The sequence below is a fragment of the Pseudomonas sp. AC355 genome (genome assembly GCF_979258205.1).
Map to the genome: position 1 here is coordinate 2,477,850 of NZ_OZ409843.1, position 19,312 is coordinate 2,497,161.

Genomic DNA, 19,312 nt, shown 5'->3' on the forward strand with positions numbered 1-19,312 from the left:
GGCCAACTCCTCGCTACCGCTCAACCGGGGCGGTAGCGCGTCCACAGCTTGTCGAATTCCCGCGCATACTCGACGACCAGATAAGGGTCGTCGGTCACCAGCAGGTTTTCCTCGTTGCTGGTGCTCGCGCTGCGCGTCCAGTTGAAACTACCATTGAGCAGCAGGCGGCGGTCGAACAGGGCGAACTTGTGGTGCATGTGGAAGGGGCTGTCATCGATGCGCAGCGGCACGCCCTGATCAATCAGTCGCTGGATATCGCTGCCCACGTCGAAGCGCTTTTCACTGTCACTGATGATTCGCACGGCCACGCCACGACGGTGCACGGCGATCAGTTCGTCGCTGAGTTGGTCGTCGGAAATGGTATAGACGCACACGTCCACCGACTCTCGGGCCTGCCGACAGAGGTCGCGAATGCGCTGACGGCAACTCTCCCCTGGGCTGAAATGCGCCGTGGCATGCCCGCGAACCGGCGAGCAGCGCACCTCCAGGGTCTTGATCACCTGCTCCAGCCACTTCAGCGCTGGCAGCGCATTCTCTGGGTTGCCGATCAGCTCGCGGGTAAGCGCAAAAGCGCGATTACGCAGGTATCGCACCTGATCGGCCGAGAGGTCGTTGCCAAGTTCGCGTAACTCGTCACGCTCCTCGTTGCTCAGTCTGAGATCGGCGAGGCTATCGCGCAGTTGTTGGTCAAGGCGATTGAAGTCCATTTTGCCCCCTTATCGAGTACGACGTGCGCGGCGCTTCTGCCCGCCACGCTGCCATGAAGCGTAAAGGCCGCCGCACAATGCGCCGGCCAGGTGATATTCGAACGACACGCCCTGCTGCGGCAGCAGGCCGAAGAAGAAGCCGCCATAGAGCACCAGGGCCAGGGCCGCCAGCAGCAGATCCGTGAAACTGCGACGGAACCAGGCGCGCCCCAACAGCAACCCCCACAGCCCGAACAACCAGCCGCTGGAGCCGACATGAATGCCCGGGCGGCCAAACAGCCAGACCAGCAGGCCGCTGGCGACGATGATGAACAGGCTGGCGCGAATGAACTCGCTGCGCGACTCCAGCAGCGCCAGCGCGCCCAGTACCAGGAAGCCGCTGAGATTGCCGAACAGGTGCAGCCAACTGCCGTGCAGCCAGGGCGCCAGAAGTACGCCGGGGAGCGCTTCCAGCACCCGTGGAATCAGCCCCCAGCGGTTCAGGCTATAGCCATCCAGACTGTTGACCAGTTGCAGCACGACCATCAGCGCGGCGATGCCGAGCAGCAGTTTAAGGCGCGGCAGCAGCCAGAGGGTCACGGCGTGTCGCCGCCCTGCCCCATCAGGCGAGCGATCTCACGCAACTGGCTGGCCATGTCGCCCATGCGTTTGTGGGTACCCAGGTCGATATCGATCTTCTTGTCCATGGCATTGATCAACGGCACCACGCCGTCCTGCAAGCCATCGGCGAGGCGTTCGAGCAACGCCTGTACGCCCGGCTGAGGCGCGGCCTGAACGGCGACCTTTACCGACGGTTTCACCTCGCGAAGGCGCTCAAGCCCAGCCAGCAATTCTTGCCACGGCACCTCGGCCGTAGCGGGCTTGCTCTCGCCCAGGCGGCTCAGGCCACGCACACCCTCGACCAGGTCGTTGAGTTGCGCCACCACGCGCCCGCCGATGTCGGAGTCGCTGCCGCCCATGGCTTTGTTGCGCATGAAATCGCGCTTGATCTGCGCCCAGCGCTCGAGCTGTTCAGGCGTCTGGTTGCCACGCAGCTCGGCGAGCTTGAGCAGGTTTTCCTCGGCGCCGGTGGTCAGCAGCTGCGATTCGCCCTGGTAGTGATCGGCGATCAGTTGCAGCAGCTCAGCGTCGTTCATCACCGAAGAGATCTTCTCGGCCATCTTGTTCATGTTGCGGTAGCTGCCCTGCAGCTTGAACGAGGGCTCGGTACGGTACTCGTTGGCCTGGGCAGCACTGGCGATGTACTGCTGATTGACCTTGAGCACCACGTCGCGCACCTGCATCAGGCGCTGCAAGGTGGAGACGATCTCGTTGACCTCGGCGCCGCTGTAACCGTGGCTCAGTTCGTTGCTGGAAAACGGCTTGCCTTCGGCCTTGGCGACGAAGCGATAGACATCGGCCATATCACGAGTGGCCAGCGGCGCCAGCACCGGATTGGAGGTCAGGCCGTTCTCGATGTAGCTGAGCGCGAAAGCCTCTTCCATGCCGCCCAGGGTATCGCCCAGGTTGTAGATATCCGCCCGGTTGGCCAGCATGTCAGGAATCTTGAATACGTCGCCGGACTCGGTATAGGGGTTGCCCGACATCACCACGCAGAACTTCTTGCCGCGCATGTCGTAGGTCTTGGTGCGGCCCTTCCACACGCCCTCGATGCGTCGGGTACCGTCGCACAGCGAGATGAATTTCTGCAGAAATTCCGGGTGGGTGTGCTGGATGTCGTCAACGTAGAGCATCACGTTGTTGCCCATTTCCAGCGCCAGGTTAAGCTTCTCCAGCTCCTGGCGGGAAGTGGCGTCAGGAGCCTGAGCCGGGTCGATGGAACGCACCTCGTGACCGAGGGCCGGGCCGTTGATCTTCATGAAGATCAGACCGAGACGGTGAGCCACATACTCCATCAGGGTGGTCTTGCCGTAGCCAGGCGGCGAGATGAGCATCAGCAGGCCCATCAGATCGGTGCGCTTGCTTTCGCCCGCGGTGCCCATCTGCTTGGTCAGGTTGTCGCCGATGACACCCAGGTATACATCGTTGATCAGCTTGTTACGCACGAAGGAGGACAGCGGCCGTGGCTTGAACTCGCTCAGGCGCAACGCATCGCGCTCGCGATTGACCACCTCCTGACGCAACGCCTGATAACGCTGCAGAGCCGGCAGGAAGGTCTCGCGGTGGTGACGCAGGCGCTGGAAGAAATCGTCCAGAGCGAACGCCAGGGTGCCTTGCTCGATACGTAGATGATCGCCGAGCAGGCCATCGACCCGCACCTGCAGATCCACCTCGGTGACACGAACCGGCAGCTCGGCATCAATCAGGCCGAGGGCCACGGCCTCGGGTACATAGGCCTGGGAGGCCGCACTCTGCTCGGCGCAATAGGCACGCAGCCAGTTCTCTGCCAGTGCCCAGCGCTGATCGGGCCTTCCGCGCAGGCGTTCCTGAGCCTGCAGATAGCCGTCCCACATGTGTGCGCTCTGCAGGTGCTGACGCAGGCCGTCGAGCAGATCGCGGGCGTACTTGCTGACCACGAACTCGACGCGCTCGGCAGCCAGCTCTTCGACCAGATACTCGGCAGCCTCACGCAACAGTGCCGCCTCGAGCTGCATTGGGTGGCGTGCCAGGAAACCCTGCATCGCCGCCAGCACTTCAGCACGCAACTGCACTAGGCCGTCATCGCGACCGAACAGCTTGCGGATGTTGGCGCAGGTGTGGGCGCGCTCGGCCCAGTGGGCGGCGTCCATGTCCTCGCGCCAGCGGTTCCAGAAGAACAGTGCGAAACCACGGGCCAGAGGCGTGTAGGTCAGCAGCCCGGCGCCTTCGCGCAACGCCAGCAACCTGAGCAGGATGGCCATGGCGTCCTGGTCGTGAATGCCCTTCTGGTAGCCTTCCTTGTAGCGCGGGGCCGCGAACTCGCGAATGCGCTTGATCAGTTCCTCGGGCTGGCTCATCTGCACCTTGAGCAGGTCGAGGCTGAGCCCCTCGGCGTTACGCACGGCGGCGTCGAGCACCAGACCGGCGAGGAACTCGCCGCGATACAGCGCGGCCGATTCCGACTCCAGCGCCACCTGCCAGTAATCGCGCAGCGACTCCAGTTCGCGGTCGTGGAGGGGTTCGAGAAAATCGGTGCCGGTCAGGTGCAGGAACAGCGCGTCGCCACGGGGCAGCAGGGTCAGATCCAGCTCCTGGGTGTTGACGGCGAAGCGGTGGCGCGGCCCCAACTTGATGACATCACCGCCCTCTTCGAACAGTTCGCTCTTGTCGCGCAGTGCACGCACGGCCTGATCCCGGGCGCCCTTCAGACGCGCCTCGACATCATCGGCCTTGACGCTGTCCTTGAGCTCGCGCAGGCGTTCGGCCAGTTCACGCAGCTTGAGAATCAGCGGGTCAGCGGCGAAGAACGCATTCAGCTCCTCGGCCTGGTCGAAACGTGCAGTGCGGCGGCCCAAGCTGTCGAGGATGCGCCGGGCGGCATCGAGCAAGGCCTGAGCCTTGCGCTGACGCTCGTCGAGCAGAGTCTGCTTGTGGGCCTCGAAGGTTTCCAGCAGCTCCTCGCGCTTGGCCAGGATGTCGCCGAGAAACTGCTCGTGGTCGCCGAACTGACTCTCCAGTTCTTCAAGCTGCACCAGCAGGCGCGACAGTTGCTCGTCGCAGCGCTCGGGATCCTGGGCCAGCGCCAGGGCGTTGGTGATGCTCTGGCTGAACAGCTTGAACTGGGCACCGAACTGCGCCACGGTTTCCGTCGAGCCAAGCCCCTTGCGGCGCTGCTCGGCTCGCGCCTTGGCCTGGTTGAGCTTGGCGTACACCTCGGAAATGGCGTCGACGATGCGAGTCCGCTCGGTAGCATCGTCGATCTGCAGCGAGGCCATCAGCCCGGAGAGCATGTCCAGGTTGGCGGCCATGCCGCCCAGCCCCGCCAGGGGTTCGGCCAGCTGCGCCACGGTCTCGGCTTTCTGCGCCTGGGCATCGAGTGCCTGCAGATTATCGTGGTACGGCTGTAGCGCGGCATCGCCTGCCAGGTAACGCGAAGTGGCGGCGGCGGTCTGCTCGCGGGCTTCGAGCAGAGCCTGCTCCATGGCGTCGATACGCGCCACGTCGATATAGCGATAATCGCGGATGGTCAGCAACTGGCCGCGCTGGGCGGTGATGGCGTTGAGTACCTCGACGTACTGCTCGACCTTGTCCCAGCTCTCCGAGCGTAGGCTCTCGAGCAGCGCTTTCTGGCGACTTTCCGCACTGGCCATGGCCGTGGCCGACTGCTGGCGAATGCTCTCGACCTTTTCGAACTCGTCGAGCACCAGCTCGCCGGTCGCGGCAATCTCGCGCAGCAACGGTGCCATGCCCGCGCACTGCGGATCGCTGAGCCAGTGATAGACGTCGAACAGCCGCCGGGTGTTCTGACACAGCAGGGTGTAGCGCGGCACCGAGACTTCGCGGCTGTCGATCTCGCGGCTGAGGTTGAACAGGTCGGAGACGCCGCGTACCAGCTCGGCATTGCCGATTCGCCCGAAGAAACCGCTACGTGCCGGCTGACGGGCGGCGTACTCCTCGCTGCAGAATGGCGTTTGCCAGATCTGCATGGGGTGGATGCGCGTCGGCTCAATGCCCTCGGCAGAAAAGATCACCATGCGCCCGTCTTCCAGGCGCGCGTAGCCGTGGCCGAAGATCGGGTTCTGCAGCTGCCGGGTGACCATGTTGTAGGTCAGCAGTACCGCCCGGCCTTCGCCCGGGTGGTAGAAGATGTACTGCACGTCCTCGCCATTGGGCGAACGCACCGAGCGCTTGAAGCGCATGCCGGCCATCGACTGCTCGAAGGTCTTGTGTTGACCGTTCTGCAGGTAATAACCGCCGGGGAAGATGATGCCGTGATCTTCGGGTAGCTGCACGCAGGCCAGGCCGATGGCATCGATGCGCTCGACCTTGCGGGTCAGGCGGTTGAACACCAGATAGCGCCACTGCTCCTCGCGGTACGGCAGGATCTTCAGCAGAATCAGGCTGCCCAGGGCAGCGAATTCGACCTGGGCATCGTCCAGCGACTGGGTCTTGTCCACCACCTCTTCGCGGTAGATGCCCTCGCCCTTCTCGGTGTTGTTCTCGACCTTGATCGTCAGGTCGCCACCGATGGTCTCGACGAATACCGTGTCGAGGATGTTCAGGTGCGGGAAGCGCCCGTTGACGGTCATGTCACGGGTGGTTTTCTGCCATTCGAAATCGAACGGCGCCGGCAGCGCGATATCGCGCTCGCCGCGGTTGTCGATGTAGCGCACGTCCTTGCCGTCGAGTGACAGTGACCAGCGAAACACGCGAATGTCGGTGATGCGCTCGCCGATCTGGAAGCTGGCTAGCAGCTTGCCGTCACGGATCGCCAGCTGCAGCAGCCGGGTGTTCTTGTAGTAGGTGTAGAGCTCGTTGAAGTCGTTGACGAAGCCGCTCTGCGCCAGGAAGGTGCCATCGAGAGCGATCGACTCGGCCTCGTAACCCTCCGGACCTTCCACCAGCCGATAAAGCGAGAACACGTCGGCGACTGCGGTTTCCTTCTTCAGGCCGAGGAACACGTTGTAGCCGAACAGCAGCCAGTCGCCGACCTGGACGATATCGCGGGCGATGCAGTTGTTCTCGGTACGGATGCGAACCCGACCGGTCACCTCCATCTGACTGCTGCCGAACTCCTGCAGACGCTGCTCGTTCAGTGCCTCGGTATTCTGCCGCAGGCGCAGCCCCTGCTCCTGCAGGCGCTTGTGCAGCACCTCATAGGCACCGCCTTCGGCAACGGCTTTGTCGAGAATGTCCTGCTGGGTGTTTTCGGCTTGGGCGTCCGACATCGTGGTCTTCCTGAATCTGCGCTGTCTGCAAGCAAAAGCGCGCCTACCGCGAGAGGGCGGCGCGAAAAGCGATTTCTAGCGGTGCTCAGGCACCGATCTTCCTGGCGACTTCGGCGAGCTTGTCGCGCATCGGCTGGTCGAGTTCTTCCGGCTTGATGCGGGCGATGATCCGCGTCAGCACACGAATCTCGTTGTCATCGATCACGCCGTCGCGCTCAGCGATCGCCAGCAGCGAGCCCAGTTCGTCTGCATCCAGGCGGCCATCGTCGGCAAAGCACTGGATCGAACGAAAGGTCATTTCCAGATGATCTCTTGGTTCTGACATACAAGCTTCCTAATCGGGGGAATACATTTCTTTAGCACTGGCGTGCGCCTGCGCACACAAAAAACGGACGCCTAGGGGCGTGCCGTTAACGAGAAGCGCTTGAAGAAGTCACTCAAGGTCGTCGATGCCAAATCGCGAAACTCGCCAGCGTCAAAAAAACTGCCAAAACAAGTTGGGCAACGCTCGAACCAAATATGCGGCTGGCCAGGGTCGACCATGCGCGTCATCGGGCTATTGGCACACTCCGGGCAATTGATACGGTCGTTCGTGTTCTGCGAGCGCCCCAATTCGGCGCTGCCTATATCAAGCTGCTTGGCGTAGGGCTTCAGGTCTTCGTGTTCGAGCATGTTGAACCACAGCCCTTTACAGGCAATGCAGCGGTCGATCACGCCATCCTGCGTCGGTACTTTTTCCATCGCGGCCTGGCATTTTGGACAGTCCATGTAATTTCCTTATTAAGTGAAGATGGGCATAGCGTCACTGGAAAGCACGACAGCAGCTCGCGTCGAGGAATCGCAGCGCCTAACCGCCCACTTTAGTTTCAGAGGGAGCCCCCTAGAATCCAATCGTGCCTCACTCGCACCCAGCAACATTCCGTACGCTGGGTGCGAGTTCGGTCAGGTATTGGAGCTGTCTACCGCATCCGCCGCTTTGCTTTCGCTGCCGCGACCGTTCAGCAGTCGTGCCAATACGTCCTGCACCACCGGGCTCTTGCCGACCACACCCTCGATGGCCTTGCCCACCGACAGCGACTTGGCGAACGAGTTGAAGAAGTCGCCTTCGCCGCCGACGATCTCGATCTTCGCCTTGGACAGCGCCGCCGAGAGCACCTCGGCCTGATCCTTGGCGATTTCCTTGTTCGCCGCGATGGCGGCCATGGCTTCCTCGAAGCTCTTCTCCAACTGCATGCGGAACTCTTCGTGCTGACGGGCGTTGTCGCTGAGCGCGTCGAGGGCACCGAACTTCTTGCCCAGGCCTTCCGCTTCGGCGTTCAGACGCTCCAGCAGTACCTGCGCCTCGGCCATGCCCAGATCCTGGGTCGCCTTGGCCTTGGCCACACCGAGCTGCTCTTCGCCTCGTGCCTGCGCGCCGAGCTTCTCTTCCAGCACCTTGGCATCGGCCAGGCCGTCCTTCTCTTTGGCTGCCGCCTGCGCTTCGGTCACACGAGCCTGGGCCAGGCCCTTCTCCTGCTCGCCCTTGGCTTCGGCAATCAGACGTTCGGCCTGCACACGAGCCTCGGCAAGACCTTCCTTCTCCTTGGCCGCAGCGGTGACTTCACGCACCCGCGCATCGGCCAGACCCGGCGCAGCGCGCTCGGCTTCGATACCTTCGGCGAGCTTCTTCTTCGCCTCGGCGCTCTTGGCAGCAGCCTCCAGCTCGGCCTGGGCGAGGTTGTTGATTTCCACCGCCTTGTGCTTGGAACGGGTTTCGTCCGCTTCGGCCTGCTTGACCTGGCGCACCAGCTCCTGCTCGGCTTCGGCCTGGGCATTGATCACGGTGACCTGCTTCATGCGCTCGGCTTCGGAAACCTCGCGGACTTCCTTGATGCGCTCTTCTTCCTGAGCCACGGTCTTCTCGACCGCAACCCGCTCGCGCACCACGCTGGCGATGTTCTTGCGCTCTTCTTCCAGCGCCTTTTCCTTCTCGATGCGCTGCAGCTCGACTTCGCGCTCGCGGGCCACCACCTCCAAATCCTTGGCGCGAGTGACTTTCTCCACCTCGATGACCACAGCACGCTGGCGGTTCTGCTGCGCCACTTCCACTTCGCGCTGATGATTCTCGGCGCGGATATCCAGCTCCTGCTGGGTCTGGATACGCGCCTGCTCGGCCTTCAGACGCTCTTCTTCCTTGACCTTGAGGGTCTCCGCCTGTTCACGGGCCTGGATGGTTTCGATCTCGCGTTTCTGGCGTGCTTCGGCATCGGCCTGCTGACGCTCGAGGGCCAGCGTCGCCTCGCGGGTTTCGACGTTCTTCTTCTTGATCGCCAATTCTTCGTTGCGCTCCAGGTCATTGGTGATGACGTTCTGCGCAGCGGTCAGCTGGGTGATCTTGCGGATACCCTCGGCGTCGAGAATGTTGCTCGGATCCAGAGAGCTCTTGGCGGTCTGCTCCAGGTAATCGATGGCCACGTCTTCGAGCACGTAACCATTGAGGTCGTTGCCGATCACTTCGACGATGCGATCACGAAATTCCTGGCGGTTCTCGAACAGCTGGACGAAGTCGAACTGCTTGCCGACGGTCTTCAGGGCTTCGGAGAACTTGGCGTTGAACAGCTCGTTCACCGCCGCGCGATCGGAGGCACGCTCCACGCCGATGGCCTTGGCGACCTTGAGCACGTCTTCCTGAGTCTCGTTGACGCGCAAGTAGAACGCCACGGTGATGTCCGCGCGCATGTTGTCGCGGCAGATCAGCCCGTCCTTGGCGCGGCGGTCGACTTCCAGGGTGATCAGGGAGATCTTCATGAACTCCTTGAGGTGGATGACCGGGTAAACCAACGCGCCGGTGAAGTGCACCTTGGGCGTCGACGACATGTCGTTGACGATCAGCGCGGTTCCCTGGGGAACCTTGATATAGAAGGCCTTGAACAAGGCCAGCAGCCCGACGATCAGCAGGACGACCAGGCCAACCCCGACCAGCACGGGAATCAACGACGGTGGAAGGTTATACATTGCGCTCAATCTCCTTTGAGGCGGATGGAACCGGCTGAAAGCTGGATCACGGCCTGCCGAACTGCTGCCCGGCAGACGCTGATCAGCGCATCAGATACCCCGGAACTCTTCTTCAGTTATCACCCGGTAAGCATGTTGGGCTTCCAGGTATTCCAGTAAAACGACACGGTCGCCACGCTTGAAGCCCAGCTGTTCGTCGGCCCGAACCCGCAGGATCAGCCCGGCACCACCATCTTCGAGTACGGCCTCGCCATGGCTGGCAGTCACCCGACCACTACGCACCACGGCGGTCTGACCGAGCACACTCTTGCTGCTGGTCACTTCCAGCTTGAGGAACAGCGGGCGCAGCGGCGCGCACAGCAGGCGAGTCGCAGGCACGGCAAGAAACAACGCGACCACTGCCACTAGCGCGCCCAGTGGGTAGCGCAGCCACTCCAGCGGCAACAGGCCGAGAAGCCAGAGGTCGGCGAAGTAGCTGATGAACCAGGCGAAGAAGAACAGCAGGGTCAGTACCAGGGTAAGCGGTACGTCACGCAGCTTGAGCTTGGACAGGAGTGCCGCAGCCGAACCTTCCAGTGCGGAGTCGGCTTCGATGTCGAGCACGTCGATCTCGATCAGGCCAAACGCGACGATGACCCAGTACACCACTGCCAGACACAGCAGGAAGCTGAAGATGACAGTGGGGAAAGCCAGCGAGATCTGCAGGAAGATTTCCATGATTTCCTATCCCTGAAAAACATGGCGGAGCCTGTTGGCCCCACCATTCATGACGTACCACAGCCACGTACCGTGGCTGGCCCGATGAATCAGGGCTTGGCCTTGTCCTTGAGACGCGCCAGCACGCTGTCGGCGCTGGTCTTGTCGGCGACGATACCTGCCGCACGCAACTTGGCATCCAGCGAGTCATCCGGGTTGGACGCCTCTGCCAGCTCGGCCGCGGCTTCCATCTTCGCCGCACGCTCGGCCTGCTGCTGTTTGATGCGCTCCAGCGACTCGACCGCAGTATGCAGCTTGGCCTGGGAACCACCGTAGCGCTGAGCCACGGCCATCTGCGCCTTCTGCACGCTTTCGGTCGCCTTGACCGTGTCCACCTGCTGCTTCAGGCGCTTGATGTTGGCCTCGGCCTGGCTCACGGCCTTGCGCAACTGCGCCACGCTGGCGGCATAGCCATCAGCCTGCTCACGATCGCTGGCCAGCTCGATTTCCAGGTTGGCGATCTTGCCGGCCACTTCGCCAGCCAGTGTCTCATTGCCCGCCTCCAGGGCCTTGAGCGCGTACTGCTCGTACTCGGTGACCTTGGCTGCGGATTTACCGGCACGTTCGGCGGCAAGCTTCTGCTTGGCCATGATCTCGGCAAGGGCTTCCTTGGATTTGCGCAGCTCGACATCGGCGTCGCGGATTTCCTGATCGAGAATGCGCAGAGCCTGCCCATCGACCAGCGTCTCACCCAATTCGTTGGCACCGCCACGCAGCGCCGTCAGCAATTTGCTCCAGACGTTCATCAGCGTTTCTCCTTATGCACTGGCCTTGAGGAAGTCTTCGTAGGCTTCGGTCGCCTTGATGACGTTGTCTGCCAGGGTTTCGATCTCCAGCACCACGTTGGGCAGGATCGAAGAGGCACTCAACGCACCGAACATGGTGTAGCAGGCCTGCCCGTCGGGCAGGGTTTCGAGGCCGACGCTGGAGAGCGGAAAAAGCTTGTGGCTACGCAGCACTTCCTCGTTGAAAGCGGCAGTATCGCGCACATCAGTGGCAGGCCAGAGCAGCGCCTCGACGATGATCTGATCACCGAATACCGCGATGAACAGCGGCAGATCACCATAGTCCTTCATGGTCACGTGCAAACTGGCATCGGCGCCCTGAATCAACTCGACGGCTGCGCGGCCATCAGCAAACGGCTCTGCCCCTGAAAGCGCATCCAACAACGTTTGTGCAGTCCAAACCTGAGGCATGCTCACCCCCTCCTCCATTGAAGCCAGCTCCGACTGAGACTGGCGCAGTTTCCGTTCGACCGCCGAGAGCCGCTGGGCATGCTCGGGCAGTATCCAGACTTCCTTTTTCACCAGACCCTGTTCGCGCAAACGCTGGCGAAAGAGACGCTGGTAATGAGCTGACGATTTGTTTTCCATGAAACGCAGACTAGATCATCACATGTGATATTTCAATCCATCACATGTGATTAATTTCAGTCTTGCCAAACAGGCCCGAAATCATAAGAAGGGAAAGACGACGCGGAGAAAATCCCAGCAATTAAATCGGCTCCACGAAGAAAAATCCGCCGACCCTTTCGCAGTTGCGCAAAAGCATGCAGACAAAGGGCGCGCCATCAATTGGCTAGCCTTGGCATCCGGCAGCGAACCGGTATGATTCGCCCCTTTTTCGGAAAGCCGCATGTCGTCCCGCAGCCTCCTCGCTCTGCTCTGCATCACCCTATCCACCCCTCTCCTCGCCGCACCGCCGCAAACCTTCAGCCAAGCCAAGAAGATTGGCTGGAAGCTCTACGAACGTCAGTCGGTGGAGTTCTACTGTGGCTGCAGCTTCAGCGGCAACCGCGTCGACCTGAAAAGCTGCGGCTACACCCCACGCAAGAATGCCAACCGCGCGTCCCGGATCGAGTGGGAGCATATCGTCTCAGCCTGGGAAATCGGCCATCAACGCCAGTGCTGGCAAAACGGCGGCCGCAAGAATTGCAGCAAGAACGACAACGTATTCCGCCGCGCCGAAGCCGACCTGCACAATCTGGTGCCGGCGATTGGCGAAGTGAATGGCGATCGCAGCAACTACGATTTCGGCTGGTTACCGCAACAACCCAGCCAGTACGGCGCCTGTCCGACAGTGGTCGACTTCAAGGCGCGCAAGGTCATGCCCCGCAAGGAAGTACGCGGCATGATCGCCCGCACCTACCTGTACATGAGCGACCGATACAAACTCAGGCTGTCGAAACAGAACCGCCAGCTGTTCAGCGCCTGGAACAAGACCTACCCCGCGCAACACTGGGAGCGCCAACGCAACCAACTGATGGGCTGCGTGATGGGCTGGGCCAACCCCTATGTCGGGCAACTCGACAAACGCGCCTGCCAAAAGGCACCGATCGCCGCAATCAACCGGCACTGAACGGCGTACCTGTAGCCTGGCGTAGAGCGAAGCGAAACCCGGGATCGGTCTAAATTTCAAGCACCCTCCTGGGTATCGCTTCGCTCAACCGCAGGCTACGAGAGCGTTCGCGCCGTCGCCCGCAAGCAGCGAAAACCAAGCACAAAAAAGGCCGGCACCCTGCGGTGGCCGGCCTTTCAAGCGGCAACGCTGTCGCTTAAAGCGGCTTGCCGCGATTACCGTGGGCGGCTACGAATTGCTGCACGGTCTTCAGGTCGTTGGCCAGCACAGTGCAACGCTCATCACGCTCGAACAGGTCAACCAGGTGCGGCGGCAGCTCCGGCGACTGATCGACGGCGGCCTTCTCCACCGCCTCCGGAAACTTGACCGGATGCGCCGTGCCCAGCACCACCATCGGCACAGCCAGGCTGCGACGGCATTCGCGAGCGGCACGCACGCCAATGGCGGTGTGCGGGTCGAGCAGCTCGCCAGTGGCGGCGTACACCTCAGCAATGGTTTCGCAGGTCTGCTCGTCGCTCACGGCGAGGGAGTCGAACAGCTTGCGGGCCTCGGTCCAGCGATCGTCCTCAACGGTAAAGCCGCCGGTCTGGCGGAACTCGGTCATCAGTGCAGCGATCGACGAACCATTGCGACCATGCAGATCGAACAGCAGGCGCTCGAAGTTCGACGACACCATGATGTCCATCGACGGCGATAGGGTCGGATACAGCTCGCCCTTGGCATACTGGTTGCCGCTCATGAAGCGATGCAGGATGTCGTTGCGGTTGGTGGCGACGATCAGCTGGCTGATCGGCAAGCCCATGTTGCGCGCCAGGTAACCGGCGAAGATGTCGCCGAAGTTGCCGGTCGGCACCGAGAAGGCCACCGAACGCGCCGGGCCACCGAGCTGCAGGGCCGCATGGAAGTAGTAAACGATCTGGGCCATGATCCGCGCCCAGTTGATCGAGTTGACCGCAACCAGGCGAGTGCCTTTGAGGAAGCCTTGATCGGCGAAGCTGGCCTTGACCATCTCCTGGCAGTCGTCGAAGTTGCCCTCGATGGCGATGTTGTGGATGTTATCGCCCAGGATGGTGGTCATCTGCCGACGCTGCACCTCAGATACCCGGTTGTGCGGGTGCATGATGAAGATGTCGACATTGTCGCAGGCCTTGCAGCCCTCGATGGCCGCCGAGCCGGTGTCACCCGAGGTGGCACCCATGATCACCACGCGCTCGTTGCGCTTGGCGAGCACGTAATCGAGCAGGCGACCGAGCAGCTGCAGAGCGAAATCCTTGAACGCCAGGGTCGGGCCATGGAACAGCTCAAGCACCCACTCGTTGCCATTCAACTGGCGCAGCGGCGCCACGGCGGAATGCTCGAACACGCCATAGGTGTCTTCGAGGATCTTCTTGAAATCGGCATCCGGAATGCTGCCGGTGACGAACGGGCGCATCACCCGGAACGCCAGCTCGTGGTACGGCAGGCCCGCCCAGGAAGCGATTTCCTCCTGAGTGAAGCGCGGCAGATTTTCCGGCACGTAGAGGCCGCCGTCAGTGGCCAGACCGGCCAGTAAAACATCTTCGAAATTCAGGGCCGGTGCCTGGCCGCGAGTGCTGATATAACGCATTGTCTGCAAACCTTCGGTTGAGCGTCACACCGCGATGCAAAGCGCGGCGTGCGGCTGAATTAGCTGAGTTGTTCGACGCGGATGCGCACGACGTTGCCGACCACATCGGTCAGCGCCTCCAGTGCCGAAATGGCGTCGTTCATGCGCTGCTCGGCAACGCGATGAGTGACCAGGATCATCGGCACCAGGCCATCCTGTTCTTCGACTTCTTTCTGCATGATCGATTCGATATTGATGCCGCGCTCCGACAGAATGCTCGCCACCTGAGCCAGAACGCCAGGGCGATCCTTGGCCTGAATACGCAGGTAATAGGCGCTTTCACATTCAGCGATGGGCAGGATCGGATGGTCGGACAGCGAATCCGGCTGGAAGGCCAGATGCGGTACGCGATTGGTCGGATCGGTGGTCAGGGCACGCACCACATCGACCAGATCCGCCACCACCGCCGAAGCGGTCGCCTCCATGCCAGCGCCAGCACCGTAGAACAGCGTGCTGCCAGCAGCGTCGCCATTGACCATTACCGCATTCATCACGCCATTGACGTTGGCGATCAGACGGTCGGCGGGAATCAGCGTCGGGTGCACGCGCAGCTCGATACCGGCCTCGGTACGGCGTGCAACGCCCAAATGCTTGATGCGATAGCCCAGCGCTTCGGCATAGTTGACGTCAGCGGTGGTCAGTTTGGTGATGCCCTCGGTATAGGCCTTGTCGAACTGCAGCGGAATACCGAACGCGATGGACGCCAGAATGGTCAGCTTATGGGCCGCATCGATACCCTCGACGTCGAAGGTCGGATCAGCTTCGGCATAACCCAGCGCCTGCGCCTCGGCCAGCACGTCTTCAAAGGTACGGCCCTTCTCGCGCATTTCACTGAGGATGAAGTTGCCGGTGCCGTTGATGATCCCCGCCAACCAGTTGATACGGTTGGCCGCCAGGCCTTCGCGAATCGCCTTGATCACCGGGATGCCGCCAGCCACCGCCGCTTCGAAGGCGACGATCACGCCCTTCTCGCGAGCGCGGGCGAAGATCTCGTTGCCGTGCACGGCGATAAGCGCCTTGTTGGCGGTCACCACGTGCTTGCCATTGTCGATGGCCTTGAGCACCAGCTCACGAGCGATGCTGTAGCCGCCGATCAGTTCTACGACGATGTCGATCTCGGGGTTGCTGGCCACCGCGAAGACATCGTCAGTAATTGTAATGCCGGTCGTTTGGTACTGAGGCTTGGGTGTACGGGTAGCGATCTGCGCCACCTCGATGCCACGCCCGGCACGACGCGCGATTTCCTCGGCGTTGCGCTTGAGCACATTAACGGTACCGCCACCGACGGTACCCAGCCCACAGATGCCTACTTTGACCGGATTCACACTAGACTCCCCAACTGCACTGCATAGAACGCCCGGAGCCTGCTCCAGGCGTGGAAAAAGAGCCGCACATTACGAAGCGGCCAATGGATAGTCAATCGACTAGCCCTTCAAATCACTTGGCTTCCAGCGCCAGTTTTGCCAACTGCGCTGCGGGCTGATAGCCCGGAATCATTTTGCCGTTTTCCAGGATGATCGCTGGCGTCCCATTGATGCCGATCATCTGCCCGAGCTGATACTGCTCGGCCACCGGATTCTCGCAGGTAGCCTCAGCCACCGACTGACGCGATTTGGCCTGATTCATCGCCGCCTGGCGATCCTTCGAGCACCAGACGCTGGCCAGATCCTTGGCACCTTTGCTGCCCAACCCCTGACGCGGGAAAGCCAGGTAACGCACTTCGATACCCTGCTTGTTGAGCTCGGATACTTCGCTGTGCAGCTTCTGGCAGTAACCACAGTCGGTGTCGGTGAACACGGTGATATGCGCTTTCGGCTCCTTGGGCGCGAACACCACCATGTCCTTGGCAGGAATGGCATTGATCTGCTTGGCGATGGCGCGGCTCTCTTCAGCCTCGGTCAGGTTGATGGCTTGCCCGTCCTTGAACTGGAACAGATAACCCTGCATGACGAACTGCCCGTCGGCGCTGGCATACAGCTGGCGACCGCCCTTGAGCTGTACCTGATAGACACCGGGCATCGGGCTTTCGGCAATGGCTTCGATCGGCAGATCAGGCTGGATCGACAACAGGTTCTTGCGGATCGTCTGATCCGGATCGGCGGCATGGCCGAGGGTGCTGACCAGGCCAAGGGCCATGGCCGCGAAAATGCGGGTCACACGCATGAATACTCCTATCGAGCGACGGGGTGACGAGGGAAGAACGAAGATTATCACAACCGCAGCTGCAGGCCGCAGAGCCAGGATGCAAAGCGCGAACCACCGCAACCGATTCATCCCCGCGGATGGTGCTGCGCATGCAACGCCTGCAAGCGAGCCCGCGCCACGTGGGTGTAGATTTGCGTGGTGGACAGATCACTGTGCCCCAGAAGCATCTGCACCACACGCAGATCCGCGCCATGGTTGAGCAGATGGGTCGCGAAAGCGTGGCGCAAGGTATGCGGCGACAGCGACTTGGCGATACCGGCCACCTTGGCCTGATGCTTGATGCGGTGCCAGAAGGTCTGCCGGGTCATCTGCTCGCCGCGCAGACTGGGAAACAGCACATCACCTGGTCGCCCGCCGAGCAAAACCGGCCGCGCCTCGCGACAATAACGCTCGACCCAGCGGATCGCTTCCTCACCCATGGGTACCAGGCGCTCTTTACTGCCCTTGCCGAACACACGCACCACCCCCTGACGCAGATTGACCTGCTCCAGGGTCAGGCCGATCAGCTCACTGACCCGCAGCCCACAGGCATACAGCACCTCGAGCATGGCGCGATCACGCAGCCCGATGGGATCACCCAGATCAGGCGCCGCCAGCAGTGCCTCGACATCTGCCTCGGACAGCGACTTGGGCAGCGGCCGACCGAGCTGCGGCATATCCACCTGCAAGGTCGGGTCGGTTTCGATCACACCCTCACGCAGCAGAAATCGGTAAAAACCGCGCATCCCGGAAATCAGCCGCGCCGTGGAGCGCGCCTTGTAGCCCTCATTCATGCGCCAGGCCAGATGATCGAGCAACACTTCGCGCCCCACTGCCTGCAGCTCGACGTCGCGACCTTGCAGCCAACCGTTGAGCAAAGCCAGATCACTGCGGTACGCCGACCGGGTGTGCACGGAAAGGCCTTTCTCCAGCCACAACGTCTCGATGAAACGCTCGATCAGCGGATGGTCGACTGCAGACATCGGTTACCCCTGAAACAGCAAAGGTTTGGCGGCGCCAGTGGCACGCGCACGATCAGAAACCCGGCAGCACCGGCACTGGCTTGCCGTCCTCGCCCATCGCCACGAAGCTGAAAGCACCACGAATGGCGAGCTCTCGACGGGCGCCGTACATGTCCTCGACGAACACGTCGACCTGCACCTTCATGCTGGTGTTACCAACCGCACTCACGCGGCCGACCAGCTCAACGATAGTACCGGCCGGAATCGGATGACTGAAGTCGATACGATCGGAGGACACCGTAACCAGCGGCAGCCGGCAGAAACGGGTAGCAGCGATGAACGAAACCTCGTCCATCCAGGCCATGGCCGTACCACCAAACAGGGTGTTGTGATGATTGGTAGTCGGCGGAAACACCGCCTTGGCCACGCGCGTTTCGGAAAGCTCGGTACGCCGCTGGATTTCCTGCTCTCTGGGGGTCATCACTCAGAACCTGCTCACGACTGTGGTGTGCGTAGTAGATACAAAAATCGCACCTAATAAGAAAGGCCTCTACAAGGCGAGAGCAGCCGTTCGTTGTGGGGCGCCAATTGGTGGGCTGAAGCCCACCCTACAGCCGTGCATCTAACCGTAGGGTGGGCTTCAGCCCACCAAATCGAACGGCGGCTACCGCCACTTTGCTGCCACTTCAACAAACGCCAGAAACGAAAAAAGCAGCCAACGGCTGCTTTTTTCGAGAGGGAAGCGTGGCTTAAGCCAGCTTCTCCTTGATACGTGCTGCCTTGCCGGACAGGTCGCGGAGGTAGTACAGCTTGGCCTTGCGAACGTCACCACGACGCTTGACAGACAGACTGTCAACCAGCGGGCTGTAAGTCTGGAAAGTACGCTCAACGCCTACGCCGCTGGAGATCTTGCGCACGGTGAAAGCGCTGTTCAGACCACGGTTACGCTTGGCGATTACTACACCTTCGAACGCCTGCAGACGCTGACGGTCACCTTCCTTTACTTTTACCTGGACGACTACGGTATCGCCCGGGGCAAAGGTAGGGATCTCTTTACCCATCTGCTCAGCTTCGAGTTGCTGAATGATTTTGTTGGTCATGCTGCGCTCCTAAGACGGGCCGTCAGGCCGGCCATCGATACATTAGTTATCGTCCTGCTGGCGGATGTATTCCTCCAGCAGCTTTTTCTCTTCCCCAGAAAGCGAGCGGCTATCCAGAAGATCGACACGACGTTCCCAGGTACGCCCCAGGGACTGCTGCAAACGCCAGCGCCGGATGTGTTCGTGGTTGCCGCCAAGCAGCACCTCAGGAACACGTTTATCCGCATACACCTCCGGACGGGTGTAATGCGGGCAGTCGAGCAAGCCATCCGTGAAGGAGTCTTCCTCGGCCGAATCTGCATGACCCAATGCACCAGGCAAAAGGCGCGTTACCGCATCGATCAGCACCATGGCCGGCAGCTCACCGCCGGACAGGACGTAGTCGCCAATCGACCATTCCTCGTCGACATGCGTTTCGATGAAACGCTCGTCGACGCCTTCGTAGCGGCCAGCGATAAGGATCAAACGCTCCTCCTTCGCCAGCTCGCGTACCGCCGCCTGCGTCAGCGGGCGGCCTTGTGGCGAAAGGTAGATCACCTTCGCCTGACCGCCGCTGGCCTGCCTGGCATCAGCCAAGGCATCTTCGAGCGGCTTGATCTTCATCACCATGCCAGGACCACCACCGAAGGGGCGGTCGTCAACGGTGTGATGACGATCCGTGGTGTAACTGCGTGGGTTCCAGCAGGTCAGCTGCAACAGCTCCTGCTTGACCGCACGGCTGGTAATGCCGTAATCGCCGATGGCGGCGAACATTTCCGGGAACAGCGTAATGACATCGACGCGCAAGCTAGGCATGGCG

At 61.4% G+C, this 19,312-nt stretch carries 17 protein-coding genes; 1 reads left to right on the forward strand and 16 read right to left on the reverse strand.

Annotated elements, in window-relative coordinates; translation table 11 throughout:
* Positions 1-20: 20 nt before the first annotated feature.
* From ACZ0AI_RS11700 to bacA, 9 genes are all read right to left on the reverse strand, one after another.
* Positions 21-707, reverse strand: coding sequence for a phospholipase D-like domain-containing protein (locus ACZ0AI_RS11700; protein WP_463565897.1), 687 nt, complete (start codon positions 705-707; stop codon positions 21-23).
* A 9-nt stretch (positions 708-716) separates the two neighbouring features.
* Complete coding sequence (locus tag ACZ0AI_RS11705; RefSeq protein ID WP_463565898.1) at positions 717-1,286, reverse strand: rhomboid family intramembrane serine protease; 570 nt, start codon at positions 1,284-1,286, stop codon at positions 717-719.
* The gene (locus tag ACZ0AI_RS11710; protein WP_463565899.1) at positions 1,283-6,514 is read right to left on the reverse strand and encodes a DNA repair ATPase; all 5,232 of its coding nucleotides are present in this window, start codon (positions 6,512-6,514) and stop codon (positions 1,283-1,285) included. Before ACZ0AI_RS11710 ends, ACZ0AI_RS11705 begins: the two co-directional genes overlap by 4 nt.
* Positions 6,515-6,599: 85 nt before the next feature.
* On the reverse strand, positions 6,600-6,839 hold the full coding sequence (locus ACZ0AI_RS11715; RefSeq protein WP_042555433.1) for a hypothetical protein: 240 nt from the start codon (positions 6,837-6,839) through the stop codon (positions 6,600-6,602).
* Between the two features lie 71 nt (positions 6,840-6,910).
* On the reverse strand, positions 6,911-7,282 hold the full coding sequence (locus tag ACZ0AI_RS11720) for a TFIIB-type zinc ribbon-containing protein (protein ID WP_463565900.1): 372 nt from the start codon (positions 7,280-7,282) through the stop codon (positions 6,911-6,913).
* A gap of 174 nt (positions 7,283-7,456) precedes the next feature.
* Positions 7,457-9,508 (reverse strand): flotillin family protein, encoded by a 2,052-nt coding sequence (locus ACZ0AI_RS11725; RefSeq protein ID WP_463565901.1) that lies wholly within the window; start codon positions 9,506-9,508, stop codon positions 7,457-7,459.
* A gap of 90 nt (positions 9,509-9,598) precedes the next feature.
* On the reverse strand, positions 9,599-10,225 hold the full coding sequence (locus ACZ0AI_RS11730) for a hypothetical protein (protein ID WP_463565902.1): 627 nt from the start codon (positions 10,223-10,225) through the stop codon (positions 9,599-9,601).
* 89 nt (positions 10,226-10,314) lie between these two features.
* The gene (locus ACZ0AI_RS11735) at positions 10,315-11,010 is read right to left on the reverse strand and encodes a PspA/IM30 family protein (protein WP_463565903.1); all 696 of its coding nucleotides are present in this window, start codon (positions 11,008-11,010) and stop codon (positions 10,315-10,317) included.
* 12 nt (positions 11,011-11,022) lie between these two features.
* Entirely contained in the window at positions 11,023-11,637 is a 615-nt protein-coding gene (bacA, locus tag ACZ0AI_RS11740) for a biofilm formation regulator BacA (protein ID WP_463565904.1), read from the reverse strand.
* A 262-nt stretch (positions 11,638-11,899) separates the two neighbouring features.
* On the opposite strand from bacA, the gene ACZ0AI_RS11745 reads away from it, so the two are divergent.
* Positions 11,900-12,622 (forward strand): endonuclease, encoded by a 723-nt coding sequence (locus ACZ0AI_RS11745; RefSeq protein WP_463565905.1) that lies wholly within the window; start codon positions 11,900-11,902, stop codon positions 12,620-12,622.
* A 196-nt stretch (positions 12,623-12,818) separates the two neighbouring features.
* On the opposite strand, the gene thrC is transcribed toward ACZ0AI_RS11745, so the two are convergent.
* From thrC to trmD, 7 genes are all read right to left on the reverse strand, one after another.
* Complete coding sequence (gene thrC, locus ACZ0AI_RS11750) at positions 12,819-14,228, reverse strand: threonine synthase (protein WP_463565906.1); 1,410 nt, start codon at positions 14,226-14,228, stop codon at positions 12,819-12,821.
* A gap of 59 nt (positions 14,229-14,287) precedes the next feature.
* Positions 14,288-15,592, reverse strand: coding sequence for a homoserine dehydrogenase (locus tag ACZ0AI_RS11755; RefSeq protein WP_225838920.1), 1,305 nt, complete (start codon positions 15,590-15,592; stop codon positions 14,288-14,290).
* A gap of 112 nt (positions 15,593-15,704) precedes the next feature.
* Positions 15,705-16,430, reverse strand: a complete 726-nt coding sequence (locus tag ACZ0AI_RS11760) for a DsbC family protein (RefSeq protein WP_463565907.1) — start codon at positions 16,428-16,430, stop codon at positions 15,705-15,707.
* Positions 16,431-16,537: 107 nt separating this feature from the next.
* Complete coding sequence (gene xerD / locus ACZ0AI_RS11765; protein ID WP_463565908.1) at positions 16,538-17,434, reverse strand: site-specific tyrosine recombinase XerD; 897 nt, start codon at positions 17,432-17,434, stop codon at positions 16,538-16,540.
* Positions 17,435-17,486: 52 nt separating this feature from the next.
* Positions 17,487-17,894 carry an acyl-CoA thioesterase gene (locus ACZ0AI_RS11770; RefSeq protein WP_225838915.1) on the reverse strand — a complete coding sequence of 136 codons (408 nt, stop codon included), beginning with the start codon at positions 17,892-17,894 and terminating at the stop codon, positions 17,487-17,489.
* 268 nt (positions 17,895-18,162) lie between these two features.
* Positions 18,163-18,513, reverse strand: coding sequence for a 50S ribosomal protein L19 (gene rplS, locus ACZ0AI_RS11775; RefSeq protein ID WP_225838913.1), 351 nt, complete (start codon positions 18,511-18,513; stop codon positions 18,163-18,165).
* Positions 18,514-18,555: 42 nt separating this feature from the next.
* A complete protein-coding gene (gene trmD / locus ACZ0AI_RS11780) occupies positions 18,556-19,308 on the reverse strand; it encodes a tRNA (guanosine(37)-N1)-methyltransferase TrmD (protein ID WP_225838911.1) in 753 nt (250 codons plus the stop codon).
* Positions 19,309-19,312: the final 4 nt, after the last annotated feature.